This window comes from Microcoleus sp. FACHB-68 (assembly GCF_014695715.1).
In the GTDB taxonomy this organism is placed as follows: domain Bacteria; phylum Cyanobacteriota; class Cyanobacteriia; order Cyanobacteriales; family Oscillatoriaceae; genus FACHB-68.
Genome location: NZ_JACJOT010000017.1, coordinates 324,605 through 340,544 on the forward strand (window position 1 = coordinate 324,605; position 15,940 = coordinate 340,544).

Annotated in this window: 17 protein-coding genes; 10 read left to right on the forward strand and 7 right to left on the reverse strand. The window is 46.6% G+C overall.

The annotated features are described in order from the left end of the window. The first annotated feature begins 26 nt into the window (after positions 1-26). The 3 genes from fabD (at position 27) to H6F73_RS23740 (ending at position 2,668) form a co-directional block, all read left to right on the forward strand. Positions 27-908: an ACP S-malonyltransferase gene (fabD, locus tag H6F73_RS23730; RefSeq protein WP_190761219.1), complete on the forward strand. Its 882-nt coding sequence runs from the start codon at positions 27-29 to the stop codon at positions 906-908. Between the two features lie 105 nt (positions 909-1,013). Beyond that, complete coding sequence (locus H6F73_RS23735) at positions 1,014-1,937, forward strand: substrate-binding domain-containing protein (protein ID WP_190761220.1); 924 nt, start codon at positions 1,014-1,016, stop codon at positions 1,935-1,937. Positions 1,938-2,029: 92 nt separating this feature from the next. Continuing rightward, entirely contained in the window at positions 2,030-2,668 is a 639-nt protein-coding gene (locus H6F73_RS23740) for a 1-acylglycerol-3-phosphate O-acyltransferase (RefSeq protein WP_190761221.1), read from the forward strand. A gap of 326 nt (positions 2,669-2,994) precedes the next feature. On the opposite strand, the gene H6F73_RS23745 is transcribed toward H6F73_RS23740, so the two are convergent. Then, positions 2,995-4,128: a cob(I)yrinic acid a,c-diamide adenosyltransferase gene (locus H6F73_RS23745; RefSeq protein ID WP_190761222.1), complete on the reverse strand. Its 1,134-nt coding sequence runs from the start codon at positions 4,126-4,128 to the stop codon at positions 2,995-2,997. A 115-nt stretch (positions 4,129-4,243) separates the two neighbouring features. Between H6F73_RS23745 and fraC the strand changes: the two genes are divergently transcribed. The 5 genes from fraC to H6F73_RS23770 all read left to right on the forward strand — a co-directional run bounded on the left by fraC (position 4,244) and on the right by H6F73_RS23770 (position 8,407). Further along, on the forward strand, positions 4,244-4,858 hold the full coding sequence (fraC, locus tag H6F73_RS23750) for a filament integrity protein FraC (protein WP_190761223.1): 615 nt from the start codon (positions 4,244-4,246) through the stop codon (positions 4,856-4,858). Between the two features lie 12 nt (positions 4,859-4,870). Next, positions 4,871-5,947, forward strand: coding sequence for a DUF5357 family protein (locus H6F73_RS23755; protein ID WP_190761224.1), 1,077 nt, complete (start codon positions 4,871-4,873; stop codon positions 5,945-5,947). 45 nt (positions 5,948-5,992) lie between these two features. After that, a complete protein-coding gene (locus H6F73_RS23760; RefSeq protein ID WP_190761225.1) occupies positions 5,993-6,766 on the forward strand; it encodes an ABC transporter permease subunit in 774 nt (257 codons plus the stop codon). A gap of 38 nt (positions 6,767-6,804) precedes the next feature. Continuing rightward, on the forward strand, positions 6,805-7,635 hold the full coding sequence (gene larE, locus H6F73_RS23765) for an ATP-dependent sacrificial sulfur transferase LarE (RefSeq protein ID WP_190761255.1): 831 nt from the start codon (positions 6,805-6,807) through the stop codon (positions 7,633-7,635). 85 nt (positions 7,636-7,720) lie between these two features. Further along, positions 7,721-8,407, forward strand: a complete 687-nt coding sequence (locus H6F73_RS23770) for an SAM-dependent methyltransferase (RefSeq protein ID WP_347239608.1) — start codon at positions 7,721-7,723, stop codon at positions 8,405-8,407. Positions 8,408-8,466: 59 nt separating this feature from the next. Here H6F73_RS23770 and H6F73_RS23775 read toward each other — a convergent pair whose 3' ends face one another. Then, positions 8,467-9,456, reverse strand: a complete 990-nt coding sequence (locus tag H6F73_RS23775) for a cytosolic protein (RefSeq protein WP_190761226.1) — start codon at positions 9,454-9,456, stop codon at positions 8,467-8,469. Between the two features lie 142 nt (positions 9,457-9,598). Between H6F73_RS23775 and aroC the strand changes: the two genes are divergently transcribed. Then, positions 9,599-10,687 (forward strand): chorismate synthase, encoded by a 1,089-nt coding sequence (gene aroC / locus H6F73_RS23780; protein WP_190761257.1) that lies wholly within the window; start codon positions 9,599-9,601, stop codon positions 10,685-10,687. 131 nt (positions 10,688-10,818) lie between these two features. Here the strand turns inward: aroC and H6F73_RS23785 are convergent, their stop codons facing one another. Further along, positions 10,819-10,956 carry a hypothetical protein gene (locus H6F73_RS23785; RefSeq protein ID WP_190761227.1) on the reverse strand — a complete coding sequence of 46 codons (138 nt, stop codon included), beginning with the start codon at positions 10,954-10,956 and terminating at the stop codon, positions 10,819-10,821. A 268-nt stretch (positions 10,957-11,224) separates the two neighbouring features. Here H6F73_RS23785 and H6F73_RS23790 point away from each other — a divergent pair, with 268 nt between their 5' ends. Then, a complete protein-coding gene (locus H6F73_RS23790) occupies positions 11,225-12,109 on the forward strand; it encodes an MBL fold metallo-hydrolase (RefSeq protein ID WP_190761258.1) in 885 nt (294 codons plus the stop codon). Between the two features lie 168 nt (positions 12,110-12,277). Here H6F73_RS23790 and H6F73_RS23795 read toward each other — a convergent pair whose 3' ends face one another. The 4 genes from H6F73_RS23795 to H6F73_RS23810 all read right to left on the reverse strand — a co-directional run. Then, positions 12,278-13,321, reverse strand: a complete 1,044-nt coding sequence (locus H6F73_RS23795; protein ID WP_190761228.1) for a glucokinase — start codon at positions 13,319-13,321, stop codon at positions 12,278-12,280. 161 nt (positions 13,322-13,482) lie between these two features. Next, positions 13,483-14,127 (reverse strand): histidine phosphatase family protein, encoded by a 645-nt coding sequence (locus tag H6F73_RS23800; RefSeq protein ID WP_190761229.1) that lies wholly within the window; start codon positions 14,125-14,127, stop codon positions 13,483-13,485. 70 nt (positions 14,128-14,197) lie between these two features. Beyond that, complete coding sequence (locus H6F73_RS23805) at positions 14,198-15,211, reverse strand: alkaline phosphatase D family protein (protein WP_242072621.1); 1,014 nt, start codon at positions 15,209-15,211, stop codon at positions 14,198-14,200. Positions 15,212-15,392: 181 nt separating this feature from the next. Then, positions 15,393-15,940, reverse strand: a 548-nt coding sequence (locus H6F73_RS23810) for an IS630 family transposase (RefSeq protein ID WP_190761231.1), incomplete at its 5' end; no start/stop codon positions are given.

Consider the following 15,940-nt stretch of genomic DNA (forward strand, 5'->3'; position numbering starts at 1 on the left):
AACAATTAATCACTGAAATCTGACGAATGACAAAAACTGCATGGGTGTTTCCCGGACAAGGTTCTCAAGCAATTGGGATGGGAGTCGATTTATTAGAAGTGCCGGCAGCCAAAGCCAAATTTGAGGCGGCTGAGGCAATTTTAGGCTGGTCTGTTCCAGAGATTTGCCAAAGCGAGGAAGATAAATTATCCCGCACCCTTTACACTCAGCCTTGCCTGTATGTCGTTGAGAGCATTCTGGCTGATTTAATGCGAGAAAAAGGACATCAGCCGGATCTCGTTGCCGGCCACAGTTTGGGAGAATATGTCGCCCTTTATGCGGCAAAGGTGCTTGACTTTGAACAAGGTTTGCGCCTAGTTAAACGCCGCGCTGAACTGATGGATGGTGCTGCCGGCGGACAAATGGCAGCGCTAATGGGATTTGATCGGGAGCAGCTAGATCGCGAAATTGAGCAGACGCCTGACATTGTCTTGGCAAACGATAACAGTTCCGCTCAAGTGGTCATTTCAGGCACCCCAGAAGCCGTTGAACAAGTTTTGGCCAACGTCAAGTGCAAACGTGGCGTTAAATTGAACGTTTCGGGTGCGTTTCACTCGCCCCTGATGGCACCGGCAGCAGCAGAATTTCAGCAAGTCTTGGACTCCATCCCCTTTGTAGATGCCTCAGTGCCGGTGCTCTCGAACGTAGATCCCACACCAGCAGTTGAAGCAGCCGCCTTAAAAGATCGCCTGATGCGGCAAATGACCGGCTCGGTACGGTGGCGAGAAATCATGCTGAGATTGCCCTCCGAAGGCATTGAGCGAGCCGTGGAAATCGGCCCTGGTAAAGTCCTCACCGGCTTAATTAAACGCACCTGCCCCGATATCGCCTTAGAAAATATCAGTGGCGTTGAGCAATTGCCTGAGTAAAATGGGGGAAAGGCCGAGCGAACTCTAGGATAAAGAAGTCTACCGTCGCCTTTGAATGCGGGAAACTTTCAGTCCCGCGAAACAGCCTAAATCCAAATAAATACGATGGCTAAAAGTAGCGGTTCTTCTGGGATTATCTTCATCTTGATGTTTCTCGCCCTCGCAGCCGGGGGCTACTGGTTCTTTTTCATGAGGCAGCCGGCAACCGAGGAGAACAGCACACTCCCCAGCGCACCACCGGCTGCGCCAGTTGTCGGCACCGCGCCGGCTAATAGCGTTCGCTTTCCCCTGCCGGCAGCCGGTTCTGTCCCCGCCGGCACCACTGTGAGAATTGATGGTTCAACCAGCATGGTAACGATCAATGAAAACCTCAAGAGAAGCTTTCAACAGCAGTTTCCCGGCACAACAGTCACGACAAGAGCCGGTGGTACGGAAAACGGCATTGAGAATCTCTTAGCGGGAAACGTTGAGATCGCTGCCATATCACGCCCCTTGAGCGCTGGGGAAACTAATCAGGGTTTAGTGGCTGTGCCGGTGGCAACGGATCAAATTGCAGTTGTGGTTGGCAGAGAAAATCCGTTCACCGGCAACTTAACCGGCAATCAAGTCAAAGATATTTTTCAAGGAAAAATCGACAACTGGTCAATCGTTGGAGGGCCGGCAGAAGAAATTCAGGTGATTAATCGCCCCACCGTCAGTGGCACCCATCAAGCGTTTAAAGAACTGGTGTTCAAGGGGGGAAATTTTGGCGACACCTCGAATTTTACGACCCTGCCAAGGGATGAAACAACCGGCTTACTGCGAGCACTTGGCAGTAATGGTATTGGCTATGCAACTTACGCGCAAGTCGCCAACCAGCAAACAGTGCGAACCGTTCCGATCAATGGAGTAATGCCAGGAACAGGCAATTATCCTTTCCAGCGGACACTATTTTATATCTACAAACAGCCGGCTAGTCCTGCGGTTAAAGCGTTTCTCGGCTACACAACTTCGCCGCAAGGACAGCAAGCGATGTTAAGTGCAAATTGAGAAACAATGGTTGTTTAAACGTAATAAGCTATTGAGTGTTGAATGATGAATTAATTGAACACTCAAAAATCATAACTCAGAGAGTGTTTTCTGTGACCAAAACCCGTGAACCTGTTGAGAGTTTAATTCTCTATCACTTATTTAAGTGGTCAGTCGTTGCGCCGGTGATCCACACTTATCTTCGGGGTCGCATTTATGGTGCAGAGAATGTGCCAAAAGAAGGGCCACTGATTGTGGTGTGCAACCATGCCAGTTATTTTGACCCGCCCATTGTATCTTCCTCCCTGCAGCGACCTGTGGCCTTTATGGCGAAAGAAGAGTTATTTCAAGTTCCGATTTTAAAGCAAGCGATTGAGCTTTATGGAGCTTACCCAGTGAGTCGGGGTGCTGGAGATCGCAAGGCAATTCGGGCGGCGCTGACTTCGTTGGAAAATGGGTGGGCAACCGGCGTTTTTTTACAAGGGACGCGCACAACCGATGGGCGAATTACTGAACCCAAACTAGGCGCAGCGCTGATTGCGGCGAAGGCAAAAGTCCCCCTGCTGCCGGTGAGTTTGTGGGGAACTGAGGCAATTTTTCAAAAAGGTTCTGGGATACCGCGTCCAGTGCCGGTGACGGTGCGAATTGGCCAGTTAATTGAGACGCCCAGTTCAAGCAGCCGGCAGGAGTTAGAGGAGGTGACGCGCCAGTGTACAGAGGCGATCAATGGGATGCTCGATTTAGGACGCTGAGGGAATTTGGAGATTGAGAAATATCCCCTTTCCAGTCACAAAACAATTGATAGGAGACAGTCAAAGGCAACCGCCCATTCTATCATGAATTAAGGCTCCCTTCCCAAAGTCATCTCGACTTTCTCAGCCTTTAACAGAGAATTGGGCTTGAAGATATTGACACCCAACAGAGCAGCCCTTTTGGAGGGGGTTTGGGGGACGCAACCGTCCCCCAATGGGGGGTTTGGGGGGCTTCCCCCCAATGTCTTCCTGACTTGCCTTAGTCTTTCATTAAAGTCTTTCTGACTTGCCTTAGCCTTTCATTTCATTGAGAACAGTTATATTTGCTAGAAATCTACACCTCGCTTCAGTTCTACCCCTTGATTGGCGTAATGCTTGTGGCAAAATACCTCGGAGTGAACGCTTGCCAGGTCAAAGTAGGCCGGGATATTATGACACCGGCCTGTGATAATGATTTCTGTATCTCGCGGTTTACGCAGCAAAGCTTCCACAATCGGTTCCACCGGCAACAGTTCTAAATCGACGGTGGGGTTGAGCTCATCAAGGATAATCGTTTTGTAGAGTCCAGAAGCCATCGCAGCTCTAGCAATTTCCCAGCCTCTTTCTGCTTCTACATAGTCGAGTTCCTGTTGCTGTCCCCGCCAGACAATGGCATCTCTTCCACAGCGCTGATGATCGACTAAGTTAGGGTAGCTTTGCTGTAAGGCGGCAATGGCGGCGTCTTCGGTGTAGCCGCTCCCGCCTTTGAGCCACTGCATAATTAAGACACGGTGGGATTTATCTTGACTGATGCCTTTGCCAATCGCTTGCAAGGCTTTGCCAAGGGCACTTGTGGATTTGCCTTTGCCCGCGCCGGTGTAGATTTCAATGCCTTCTATGCCGTGTTCTTCAGCGCTTTTGTGGTAATGGGGTTTCATTTCCGAGTGCAGATCGGCAATCTCCAGTAAAGCTGCCGGTGCCGAGCGTCCTGTGGCGATAATTTCTAAGTGCTCTGGTTTATGCTTGAGAGTATGAATAACTTCATCCACCGGCAGCAAGCCTAAATCGAGGACGGGATTGAGTTCATCTAGCACCACAACTGAATACAAACCAGAGGCAATTGCACCCTTTGCGACATCCCAACCCCGTTGCGCTTCCAGCCGATCAAAGCGAGTAATTTCATCAGGGCCGAAAAATTCTGCTCTGCCGGTGCGAACTTGATCGATTAAATGGGGGAAGCCCCGTTGCAGCGCTTCTATTGCTCCGTCTTCATCGTAGTCTCGCTCTGGCCCTTTGAGAAACCGCAGCAGCAGAACTCTCGTTGTCTGGGACGTATTAATACCTAAGCCAATCGAGCGCAAAACTACGCCCAGTGCTGCTTGGGATTTTCCTTTGCCGGCTCCGTCGTAGACGTGAATCTGACCGACGATGCGCTCTTGACGCGCTTGAGCCGTGCGAATGCCAATGCCAATCCTAGTCATAGTTTCAAGTGTGTGCCGGTGCAGTTTAATCTTAGCGGAGGTCTTGTACAGTTCTATACAGGTAAAGATAGAAACACCCAAAGCTTAGCCTTTTACCTTCATTCTCAGCCGTGCCATGTTTCTTACTGTTTTACCCCTGCGAGCCATTGTATTTCAAGTGTTATTTCTACTGATTGCCATCGCCATAGAAGCTTTGGTTTTGCACCGCCGGCTCGAAATTGCCCGCAGAAAATGTGTTGAATATGCCGCTTTCATGAATTTACTTTCATCGATTTTAGGATGGATCGTTTTTTTCTTCATGGTTTCCCGGTTATCGGGTGAGTTAAAAGCTCAACTACTCAGTTACATTTTTTACGATAATTATGTGGGACTTTACGGCTCCTCCAATCCTATGGCTTGGTTGCTTTTAATGAGTTTTGCCGCTTTTGCTGCGACATTTGTCGTTAAAAACAAAACTCTCGAAGTGTTTCAGATTTTTTTTGAACTTCATTCTTCTCAAGACAAGACGAAGCCGGCTAACCTTAACGAGTTTTTGCGGCACAACGCTTTAAGCATAGGAAATAAAATTATTTTCGGCTCAACCCCACCCACTAAAAACCTACTGCAAAAAACCCCCCAAAGAATTACGCTATTTAGCCGTAGGCAATCCTTAGCTATTTTATGGGGGCACCTATGTAGTAATAGTATAATTTCAGTAATTTTATTTTTGCGAAGCCAATTGCCTCACTAACGTGTCAATAACGTGAAAGAAACCTTCGATCTTTTTAAGCGTTTGCTGGATTTTCTCGAACCGAATAGCCCTTTTTCTTGGCGAACCTTACTTTTACTGAGTGGGTTTTCTTGGTCAATGGCATTTTTGTCAAGATCCCTAGCCGATGCCTTGAATACTGAAACAACTGTAACGTCGGACATTATATCATTTTTTGGTTGGATATTTTTAATTGTAGGGCTTGATTGGTGGACGATGGATCACCCCTACAGGTTTGCCGGCTTTTCTTTAGGATCGTGGGTGACGGGAGCCTTAGTTTGTTTGTTTTTATATGTGTTTTTGTTTGACGAAGTTGCTAATGAGGTTCCGTCTATTCCCTTTGTGAGCTGGCCCATCATTTCTGCCCTAATTACAGTCACCCACATATTTTATCCGGCTCGCGCTAGCTATAGGGCAAGTCTAACCACGCAAAGATTGATTATTATAGTTTTATGCCACTTTCTAATTAGTTGTTGGATTCAATTTAATTTCTTAATTCGAGATTGGTTAGAAGACTATCCAAGTTTATTAATCGAAGATTTCGCAAGAAGTGGATTTGTCGTAGAGCTAGATTCTTCAGCACAGGCGTTAACAAGAGGCGAAGAAATGCTAAATTCTATTGAGCAACTTGTAAAAACTAAAGTAGAAGGCCAGCCTTGGGGAGAAGCGGAACAATGGTTGGTAGAGATTCAACAGCAGCTACAGAAGAAAAAACCTTGGCGAGAGGTTAAGGAATGGTTACTGACTCTTGAGAGACCCTCAAATAATATTCAAAATGAACTTCAAGTTGGGCTTTCTGAAGCTGAAGAAGATGTGTGGTGGTCTATTCAAGGTGATGTCAACGAATCTAATTTAGAATATACCTTAAAGTTGCAAGCGATTTGGCAAGGGCCAAGGGCGAAAGAAGAAGAGTATTCCTTCATAAAAACTTGTCGAGTTTGGCCGATTAAGCAATCTCCAAATCGCGCGACAAACCTGCTTCCCGCTTTGCCTCAAATCGTAGGCAGTTCGCTGGAATGCGAAGAGGTGGAAACTCCTTTTGTAGAAGACTCTAATGAATTAGAGAATTAAATTAAAATAACAGAACAATACAGAAAGGAAGTGAGGATATTGACAGTGAATTTGTCTCGAGTTTTAACAATTACAACTCATGTTTTTTGGGAAGTGCTTCGTGAACGAGTGCTTTACATTGTCGGCTTCTTTCTGATTGCATTTCCAGCAGCACTACTATTATTGAAAGAATTTGCAGTCGGCACAGAAAAAAAAATTATTCTAGATTTTGGGATCGCATTAATTGGTTTACTGGGTTTAGTCGTTGCGGTTTTTGTTGGCACCGGCTTGATTAACAGAGAAATCGAAAAGCGAACCGTACTCGTCACCATCGCTAAGCCGGTTAGCCGTTCAGAGTTTATTATTGGCAAACACCTCGGCTTGTCAGCCGTGTTGGCTTTACTGGTTACGCTCATGACGGTTATTTATTTGGTTATATTGAGTTTATACCAGGTAAACTATCCCATAGGTAGCATTTTAGTAGCCGCCCTCTACCTCTTCTTTGAGCTGTCTTTGCTGGCAGCCGTCGCCATTCTCTTTGGTGTCTTTACGAGTTCATTGCTGGCAACCTCACTGACCATTGCTGTTTATCTCATGGGGCATTTAAGCCGGGATTTATTGCAATTGGGCGACATTAGCAAAAACCCCACGATCAAAAGTTTTACGCAAGGCATTTATTTAGTCTTGCCAGACTTAGCTAGACTGGATCTAAAAAATCAGGCAGTTTATGGGATTTTACCCCCGCCGGCAGAATTACTTTTTAACGCCGGCTATGGACTGCTTTACATTATCCTGCTGCTGGCAATCGCCAATCTGATCTTCTGGCGGCGAGAGTTTTAACCGAAACTAAGATTAAAATCCAAAGGAAAAAACGAATGATGTTGATGCAAAAGCTAGAACGACTTAAAACAATTTTTGCCGAAATGGATCGGGCTTTAATTGCTTATTCTGGAGGAATTGATAGCACTTTAATCGCTAAAATAGCTTGGGACGAACTCGGAGAAAGAGCCTTAGCTGTGACTGCGGTATCGCCCTCATTACTGCCAGAAGATTTAGAAGATGCCCGTATCCAAGCTGCTGAAATTGGTATCGCTCATGAGGAAATTGAAACCCATGAAATGGCAAATCCCAATTACACATCTAACCCCGTTAATCGTTGCTATTTTTGTAAAAGTGAACTGCACGACACTTTAAAACCTCTGGCAATTCAACGGGGATATCCTTATGTAGTAGATGGGGTCAATGCAGATGATTTGCATGACTACCGGCCTGGAATTCAAGCGGCAAAAGAACGCGGCGCACGCTCACCTTTGGCCGAAGTTGGGGTTAGCAAAGCAGAAGTGCGTCAACTCGCAAAACACTTAGGTTTGCCGTGGTGGGATAAGCCGGCACAACCTTGCCTGAGTTCTCGTTTTCCTTATGGGGAAGAAATTACGGTTGCCAAACTGCAAAGAGTGGGTCGTTCGGAACGATATTTACGTAAGCTAGGATGGCAAAATCTCCGGGTTCGTTCTGAAGGGGAAACGGCACGAATTGAGCTGCCGGCAGAACAAATTAAGGAATTTGCGATCACAACTGATTTGCCGGCACTGGTGGCAGCTTTTCAAGAATTCGGCTTTCTTTATGTCACCCTAGATTTAGAAGGTTTCCGCAGCGGCAAGCTCAATCAAGTTTTAACCAAAAACTTGGTTTCCTCTAGTAATCTATGAGGATATATTGCCAAAAGATTGCTGTTGTATTAACCGGCAGTCTTCCTGTTTTCTCTCATACTTGTTTTGACAGAGGAAAAAGCCGGTGAGTGTGAACCTAAGAAATGTAATGCCGTGGGGACACAGCCTAGATGAATATATTAGGATGTTTGACCTCTCAGCAGCAGATCGGCAGCGATTGATTCTTGATTGTGCCGGCGGTGCTGCCAGTTTTAATGTGGAGATGACACGCCTGGGTTACAAAATAATTTCTTGTGATCCAATTTATCAGTTTAGTACCCCTGAGATTGCCCAGCATATCGAGGAAAGTTATTCAAATGTGATCAAAAGCGTGCAAGCACATCGAGACGGCTATATTTGGCGAGAAACTCAGTCGCCAACGCAACTTGAGGAAGCAGGAATGACGGCGCTGCGGCAATTTATGGATGATTTATCGGCCGGACTTCAGCAAGGACGATATGTAACGGCACAGTTGCCGTTTTTGCCATTCAACACCGGCCAATTTGATTTAGCATTATCTGGTCATTTTTTGTTTACAAATTCCGATACGCTTTCACAAGAGTTTCATTTAGCTGCACTGTTGGAAATGTGCCGCGTTGCAACAGAAGTACGGGTTTTTCCCCTGTTAATGCTATCTGGCGAGGTGTCGCCGTGGGTTGAGCCGGCGAAGAAGGAATTGGAATCGCGGGGATACAAAGTAGAAACCCAGCCGGTTCCTTATGAATTTCAGAAGGGTGGCGATCAAATGTTACGTGTGAGTATGCCGGCTTAAACCTAGCTTAAAAGAGCTTTAAGAAGCCTGATCAACTCCTTATATTCCTAACTTTGATATCAACTTGCCGAGTGATAAATTTGACGCAATTCTGAAAGCGTCTTTACTGTTTTCAACCCATTAAGAATCGCTCTTAATCGCTCCACTTCCTGAATCTCTGAAATCTCCGATAGAATTTCTAAAGCCTCACTCCCAAATTTCAAATCCAAACCCAGCGCAATGCTTTCCAGCAGGATCTCCCTCATCTGCTGGCGACTCTGCTCAATTCCCTGCTCAATTCCTTGCTCAATTCCTTTCTCGATTCCAATTCTTTCAACACTTGTGATGTAAGGCATCCGTCGTTCCTCCTGTAGCTGACTGACTTCTCGCCAAAAATCTTGTTCTAACTGTGCCGGCAAATTCATGATCCAGTCAATAAACCCAAAGAGATTAATGACATCTTCCCGTTCATAACCTTGTTCATACAAGCGTCGGGTTAGATAAAGCTTGCTAGAAAATCTTCCTCGTGCGTCGTCACGAGTCTCTTGAGCTTTTAAATGAGCCATCACCACTGTAGCAAAAGGGTTTCGGCTACGTTCTAGCGCTTGCCAGCTTTCCTGATAGTCTAGCAACTTCACCACAGGAAATCTAAAATTGACTTCACAACCCCATAGCTCATCGCTGAAGCGCTCAGGACGCCAACCGGCTCTTTCGTCACCCAATACCGCTAAACTGGCGATTGAGCGCTTGTAACGGTCAAAAATGCGGTAGTGGTAAACATACATCCGCTCGGCAAAATTGCTTTCTTCCTGATTTTGGACTTCAATATGCACCAAAACCCAAGCTTCTTCGCCACCGGCACGGTAAATTTTAACTAACTTATCGACTAAGCGCCGGCCTAGTTCTGCATCGCGCACGACTTGTTGCAATTCTTTATCTAAAAATTCATAGCCGCGCTGCCAATCTATATCACCATGAGCTTGAGGAAAAAAGAATGCGATAAATTCCTCAAAATAACGTTCTAAAGCATCTTTCCAAGGCGTGTCGTATTCTGTTTGCGGTTCGCTCATCGTTTGGCTTAGGATGGGAGAGCTTTTGGCTGAATGCGCTCGTGTGGGGAGTGTTTGTATTATAAGCAGGTCTCTATACGACACCCGCATTCTCTAACATCAATCGCTGTTAAAATACAATTTCTTGGCATTTTTTAACATCATGGGCAACACCTTTGGGCATTTGTTTCGCATCACCACTTTTGGCGAATCCCACGGCGGCGGCGTCGGCGTCGTGATTGATGGGTGTCCCCCAAGACTGGAAATTTCAGCAGAAGAAATCCAGGTGGAACTTGACCGGCGCAAGCCAGGACAAAGTAAAATCACCACACCTCGCAAAGAAGCAGACACCTGCGAAATTATTTCTGGCATTTTTGAAGGAAAAACGCTAGGAACGCCTATCACAATTTTGGTGAGAAATCAAGATACCCGTCCCCAAGATTATGATGAGATGGCACAAACCTATCGCCCCTCTCATGCAGATGCCACCTACGATGCAAAATATGGCATCCGCAATTGGCAAGGTGGGGGGCGTTCCTCCGCACGGGAAACCATTGGAAGAGTGGCTGCCGGCGCAATTGCTAAAAAAATCCTCAAACAAGTTGCCGGGGTGGAAATTGTTGGTTATGTCAAACGGATCAAAGACTTAGAAGGGACAATCGACCCCAGCACCGTCACCCTTGAACAAGTGGAGAGCAATATTGTTCGCTGTCCTGACTCTGAATGTGCGGAACGCATGATTGATATGATCGATGGGGTGCGCCGGCAAGGAGATTCTATTGGCGGCGTTTTGGAATGCGTTGCCCGCAATGTCCCCAAGGGATTAGGCGAGCCGGTGTTCGATAAAATAGAAGCAGACTTGGCCAAAGGCGTGATGTCTTTACCGGCAAGTAAAGGATTTGAAATCGGTTCCGGGTTTGCCGGCACCCTGCTCACCGGCAGCGAACATAACGACGAATTTTATACCGACGAAGCCGGGGAAATTCGCACCCGCACCAATCGTTCTGGCGGCATTCAAGGCGGAATTACCAACGGAGAAAATATTATTTTACGAGTGGCTTTCAAGCCAACTGCTACAATTCGCAAAGAACAGCAGACAGTGACGCGCAGCGGGGAAGAGACTATACTGGCAGCTAAGGGCCGGCATGATCCCTGCGTTTTGCCTAGGGCTGTGCCAATGGTAGAAGCAATGGTTGCCTTAGTGCTATGCGATCATTTATTGCGCCATCAGGGTCAGTGCAAAGTGCTCTAACAACCCAAATGGGTTTTCAGCATCTACTTCCAACTTATCCTGAATGAAATCCAAAATCTCGGAGGTTTGCAATGCAAGATGTCGGGGTTTGGATCAGGGCAGTTGCGATTTTCTTCGATAGCTCAAAGCTTTCAACCTTTTCTTGGATCTTGGCTGCCGGCACCGGCATGGGGACAAATACCAAATTCCCATTTCCGGGCGCAGCAGTGTTCGTCCCACAAGCAATCAAGGGTGCAAATACCGTCTGGAAAACCTCGTTTTCCCGTCATCAACTTCGCCAAGTTCTCTCAAAATTTGAGAGAATTTTGGGTTACATTCAATTACTTTTTTGCGAATTAAAATCGCTAAATTGTAAAAGTAACCATGCGTATATTTTCACTCAAATATCGTGGACGTTTGAGTGACAGTGGGCTAGACTCAAAAAGTCCATCCACGGGTCGTTGCCAGGGTGAAACTGTCAAAAGATGCAGCGTTGTACTCCACACCCTAGCCTGCGGCCAAGAAGCAGTCTTACCGCGCAAAGCTATTAACTTCAACATGGCAAACAGTCATTCCTCCGATTTTGTTGTCCAGTTCTGGGGTGTTAGAGGCAGTGTTCCGTCCCCCGGAAAAGATACGGTTCGCTACGGCGGCAACACCTCCTGTATGGAAATGCGATTGGGTGATAAACGCCTGATTTTTGATGGCGGCACCGGCTTGCAACGGCTGGGACAACACCTGCTCAAAGAAATGCCGGTTACAGCCGATATATTTTTTACCCACTATCACTGGGATCACATTCAAGGGTTTCCGTTTTTTACCCCTGCCTTTATTCAGGGCAATAGCTTCCACATTCATGGTGCTGTTCCCCCTGATGCAGAGTCGATGAAACAACATTTTATTGAACGGGTGCTTCACCCCAATTCGCCGGTGCCAATATCGGGGATGCAAGCAGATCTGAAGTTTTCTGAAGTCATGCCCGGTGATGTGATCACACTGGATGACATCACCCTAGAAACCGGCCATCTCAATCACCCCAATAATGCAATGGGATACCGGGTGACATGGCGGGGACATACGGTGTTTTACTGCACCGATACCGAACATTATCCGGATCGCATCGATGAAAGTGTGCTGCATCTGGCTCGTGACGCGGATTTATTCATTTACGATGCCATGTACACCGACGAGGAGTATCACAACCCGAAATCGCCGAAAATCGGATGGGGACACTCGACTTGGCAGGAAGGGGCGAGAATTGCTAAGGAAGCCGGGGTGAAGCGATTTGTTGTGTTTCACCACGAACCCACTCACTCAGATGAGTTTCTGGATCGGATGGCAGAGGAAGTCTACGCAGTTTGCCCGACAGCTGTACTTGCTTATGAGGGGATGATTCTGGACGTAACGGAACCATCCCGCTTGATGGAGGCGGTGAAAAGTTAGGCAGCCAACTGCCGGCAGTTTCGTTGGGTGGGCAATTACAGTTCAATCTGCACTTGCCCGTCAACTTTTGTTCATCAATGGGTCGTTAATGACGCCAAGAAAGTTGAACTCACCTTGTTAGGGCTACAGCTAGCCCCTCGCCCTCCTAGGCAATTTGAATGCAAAATCTTACAACCGGCTCGCACAAATAGCCGCCCCGATCAGCCCGACTTGCGGATTGAGCACCACATTAACCGGCACTCGCTCTAATAGGGGAGTCACTCGGCCTTTTTGGGTAAACGCTTGCATAAACCGGCCTTTCTCTAAAATCAGTGGCATGATTTTGGCAGCAATGCCCCCGGCAACATACAATCCCCCATAAGGTAGAAGTTTGAGCGCAAGATTGCCGGCTTCAGCCCCGTAAGCTTCGACGAACATTTCCATCGTCTCCTCACACAAGGAGTCACGCTTGGCCAAAGCTGCGGTTGCAATGGTTGCCGCAGGGTCAACGGTTTTCTCCTTGCGCCCTGTCTGTTGCTCCCATGTTCTCACCACTTCAGCAACGTCTGGCGATTCATCCGCAATTTGCCGATCCCGCAAAAATTGGTAAATAGCCACAACACCTTGACCAGAAACGACCCGCTCAACGGAAACACGCGAAATTTGGTACTTATCGAGCAGGTATTGCAGCAGATCAAACTCTAACTCGTTGCGGGGGGCAAAGTCAGCATGGCCACCTTCTGAGGCGAAAACTTGATACCTGTCTTCCTGCCGAATCAAAAATCCTTCACCCAAGCCGGTGCCGGCACCAATGATGGCAATGGGTGCAGCCGGCTGGAATTGGCCCGCTTGCAAGGGGTGTAAGTCTGCCGGTGCCAAACCTGAGACGCCACAGCCAACGGCGGCAAAATCGTTAATTAAACTAACTGCCACCATTCCCAGTTCTTGTTCTAGCCGGTGGGCGTCGAGTGACCAAGGTAAATTTGTCAGCTTGACGCTATTATTGACAACCGGCCCAGCGATGGCAAAACACCCCTTTTCCGGGTTCTGTTTTTCACCCAACTCTTTTCCTGCCGACGCCAAAAACTCCCGCACCATTGGCACCAAATCGGGAAACTCGCGGCTGGTGTAAGTCGCCTGATGGAGGGTTTGTAATTCTGTGCCGGTGGATGCTTTCACCAGGCGCAGCATTGTCTTTGTGCCGCCGGTGTCTCCTGCAAGTAATAATGTCATAACTTTTACTGAACCGTCATTGGTGATAAGGAATGGGGCAACAGGCAAAAGATTAACACGGGTAAGTTTAATACATTGATTAGCACTTAAAACTGAGATTAGTGGGCAAAACCCGCCCTTGCCAACTGACAGCGGACAACTGAGCGCTGATAAATAACAAACTAATTAAAGCGAATGATTGTCTCGCTTTGACTGAGGTGGGAAGTATCGCCATTGAGTTCTATCACCCAATCGTGGGCGTGGCGTACCAATTTAAATAAACAGCATAACGCTACCTTTAATTCCGGGTTAGCACTTCTGCCGGCTAACCCCATTGTCGCACCCAGAACTGAAGCCCCGTGACCTACTAGCAGAATATCTCCTGGGAATTCAGCCGCGAGGTGTCTTGCGGTTTGAGCAGATCGTTCCAAGCACGCTTCGTCAGTTTCGGGATATTCAGCGACAACGCGAGATGTATAGCTGAGGTCGATCTTAGGAAATCGCTGATGCAAGGCTTCAATTGACTGCCTTTCTGGCATCGCCGGCATCCAATCTGGATTCAGCCACTCGCTTAAACCCGACTCAAGTTTGACCGGCAAATCGAGGACTTCGGCAACTTCATGGGCGGTTTCCACAGTTCGCAGAAACGGCGAGGCAAAAATATGCGTGATTCGTTCGCCGGCAAGGCGTTTAGCTAATTGCTTCGCTTGCCCAACCCCATCCTCGGAAAGGGGCGGATCGTAAGGGCGCTCAGCAGTATTAAACCACTCAGGGTTAACAAAGTCGAGGCGGTTTGCGTGTCTTGCAATCCAAACAATTTGGGACATGAGCTTGGTTAGTGAATGAAACAGTTGCTTTAGCCGGCTTCAACCTTTCACTATACTCTGACTTTACCCTTCATTTTTTGGAAGTAAAGCTTAATTCAGAAAGATTGACTTTTTGCTCTAATTTTACTTGATTATTTTCATCGCGTATTTGCAATTTTAATAGCACCGGCTTACTGTTCCAATCAATTTCCATTAATCCGAAATGTAAATATTTAAAAAACTGCCCTTGACGGTATTTGTTTGGCTCTTTCTCTAATTTTTCCCAACTATGAGTGAGTCCGCTAGACGTAATTTCATACAAGGGATAGGGGATGGAGCCGGTTTTCATTTTGGAAATTTCTGCAAAATGCCGATCACCACTGATAAAAATCACCCCCGGAGATTTTGTTTCGGCAATTAAATCAAACAAACGTTGTCGCGATTTCGGGAAGTTTTCCCATTTCTCATTCTTATGTTCTTCTGGCAAAACTTGAATACTTGAGACGATTAAATTGATTTGTGCTTGGCTATTTTTTAATTCTTTCTCTAACCAATTCCATTGCTGCTCACCCAGAATATCACTATTTTTTCCAGGCGTATCTCGATGATAGCGAGTGTCGAGCAAAATGACTTTGACTTGCTTGCCGACTGTCCCATAAGTGTAGGCAGTATAAACTCCAGCTTGCTGCCGGCGCTCACTATCTGCCGGCTCATCGAGAAAGTCTAATAACTCCTGTTGACTTTCTGCTTTCTTTTTGTATTCTTTGCCGGCATTATTTTTGCCATAATCATGATCATCCCAGGTGCCAATGACAGGAGTCGTTTTAAGTAATGCTTGATACCCTGGATTTGCTTTTTCAGCTTGATATTTACGCTGCATAACCTTCATGTCGCTAGTATCGCCATAGATAATATCCCCAAGCCAGATCCAGAGATCGGGTTTACTGCTAATAATTGGTTGCCACAGAGGTTGTGGGAGATCGTGTTTATTGCAAGAACCGAAAGCGATGCGGGAAACAACAGTAGGTTGTGCCGGCTTTTCTATCGGCTGCGGTTGTGCGGGGGTGTTAGATACTTCGGGAGTGTCAGTACAACCGAAAAGCATGAACACTGCTGTGATCACAAGCAAGAAATGGGAGGTGTGCCGGTGCATACAGTTTGTGCTAAAAATCTATAAAATATTACCATTTTTAAAAGCGTTCTTGGATCAATTGGGATTAAAAACTAGAAAAATTTTTAATGACTCATCAAAAAAGACTATTAAATATAATTAAATATAGCCTTTCTCAATTGGATGGGGTAGAGTAGCAGCAATGAGTATACCAATTCTGAATGTCTTGAACCGTTACCTGTTTGAAGGCTTCTCTAATGGCTTCTTCCAAAGCTTGGTAGGTTCTCGCCCCCAGACTTTTTAGAATAGATTTAACTTTTGACCAAAAGTTTTCAATAGGTGAAAAGTCTGGTGAATAAGGAGGTAAGTAAACAACCTTTGCCCCAACTTTATGGATGGCATTGATAAGTTCGGGATTTTTATGGGATGTACAATTGTCTAAGACCACTGTCGCTCCTGGCCATAAATGGGGGATTAGTTTTCTAATTATAAAAGCTTCAAACGTTACGGCATCAAGAAATCCCAATATTGAGGCCCAGGCAACAATACCCTCTCGGGAAATTGCTCCAATAAGCGTGACATTTTTCCCTCGTTTTTGGGGACGAGTTCCATAAGCTCGTTGACCACGCAAAGCCCGCGCGTACAGTTGTACCATTGCCAGGTTGACTCCAGATTCGTCAACAAAAATTAATTCTTCAGGATTAATATTTTTCAGCGACGGCC

Bases quoted from the DNA above. Each gene is read 5' to 3' on its own strand.
- H6F73_RS23745 (WP_190761222.1), bottom strand. From the start codon at position 4,128: ATGACTAGGATTGGCATTGGCATTCGCACGGCTCAAGCGCGTCAAGAG.
- fabD (WP_190761219.1), top strand. From the start codon at position 27: ATGACAAAAACTGCATGGGTGTTTCCCGGACAAGGTTCTCAAGCAATT.
- larE (WP_190761255.1), top strand. From the start codon at position 6,805: ATGTTGATGCAAAAGCTAGAACGACTTAAAACAATTTTTGCCGAAATG.
- fraC (WP_190761223.1), top strand. From the start codon at position 4,244: ATGTTTCTTACTGTTTTACCCCTGCGAGCCATTGTATTTCAAGTGTTA.
- H6F73_RS23800 (WP_190761229.1), bottom strand. From the start codon at position 14,127: ATGTCCCAAATTGTTTGGATTGCAAGACACGCAAACCGCCTCGACTTT.
- H6F73_RS23805 (WP_242072621.1), bottom strand. From the start codon at position 15,211: ATGCTTTTCGGTTGTACTGACACTCCCGAAGTATCTAACACCCCCGCA.
- H6F73_RS23790 (WP_190761258.1), top strand. From the start codon at position 11,225: ATGGCAAACAGTCATTCCTCCGATTTTGTTGTCCAGTTCTGGGGTGTT.
- H6F73_RS23775 (WP_190761226.1), bottom strand. From the start codon at position 9,456: ATGAGCGAACCGCAAACAGAATACGACACGCCTTGGAAAGATGCTTTA.
- H6F73_RS23795 (WP_190761228.1), bottom strand. From the start codon at position 13,321: ATGACATTATTACTTGCAGGAGACACCGGCGGCACAAAGACAATGCTG.
- H6F73_RS23735 (WP_190761220.1), top strand. From the start codon at position 1,014: ATGGCTAAAAGTAGCGGTTCTTCTGGGATTATCTTCATCTTGATGTTT.
- H6F73_RS23785 (WP_190761227.1), bottom strand. From the start codon at position 10,956: ATGACGGGAAAACGAGGTTTTCCAGACGGTATTTGCACCCTTGATTGC.
- aroC (WP_190761257.1), top strand. From the start codon at position 9,599: ATGGGCAACACCTTTGGGCATTTGTTTCGCATCACCACTTTTGGCGAA.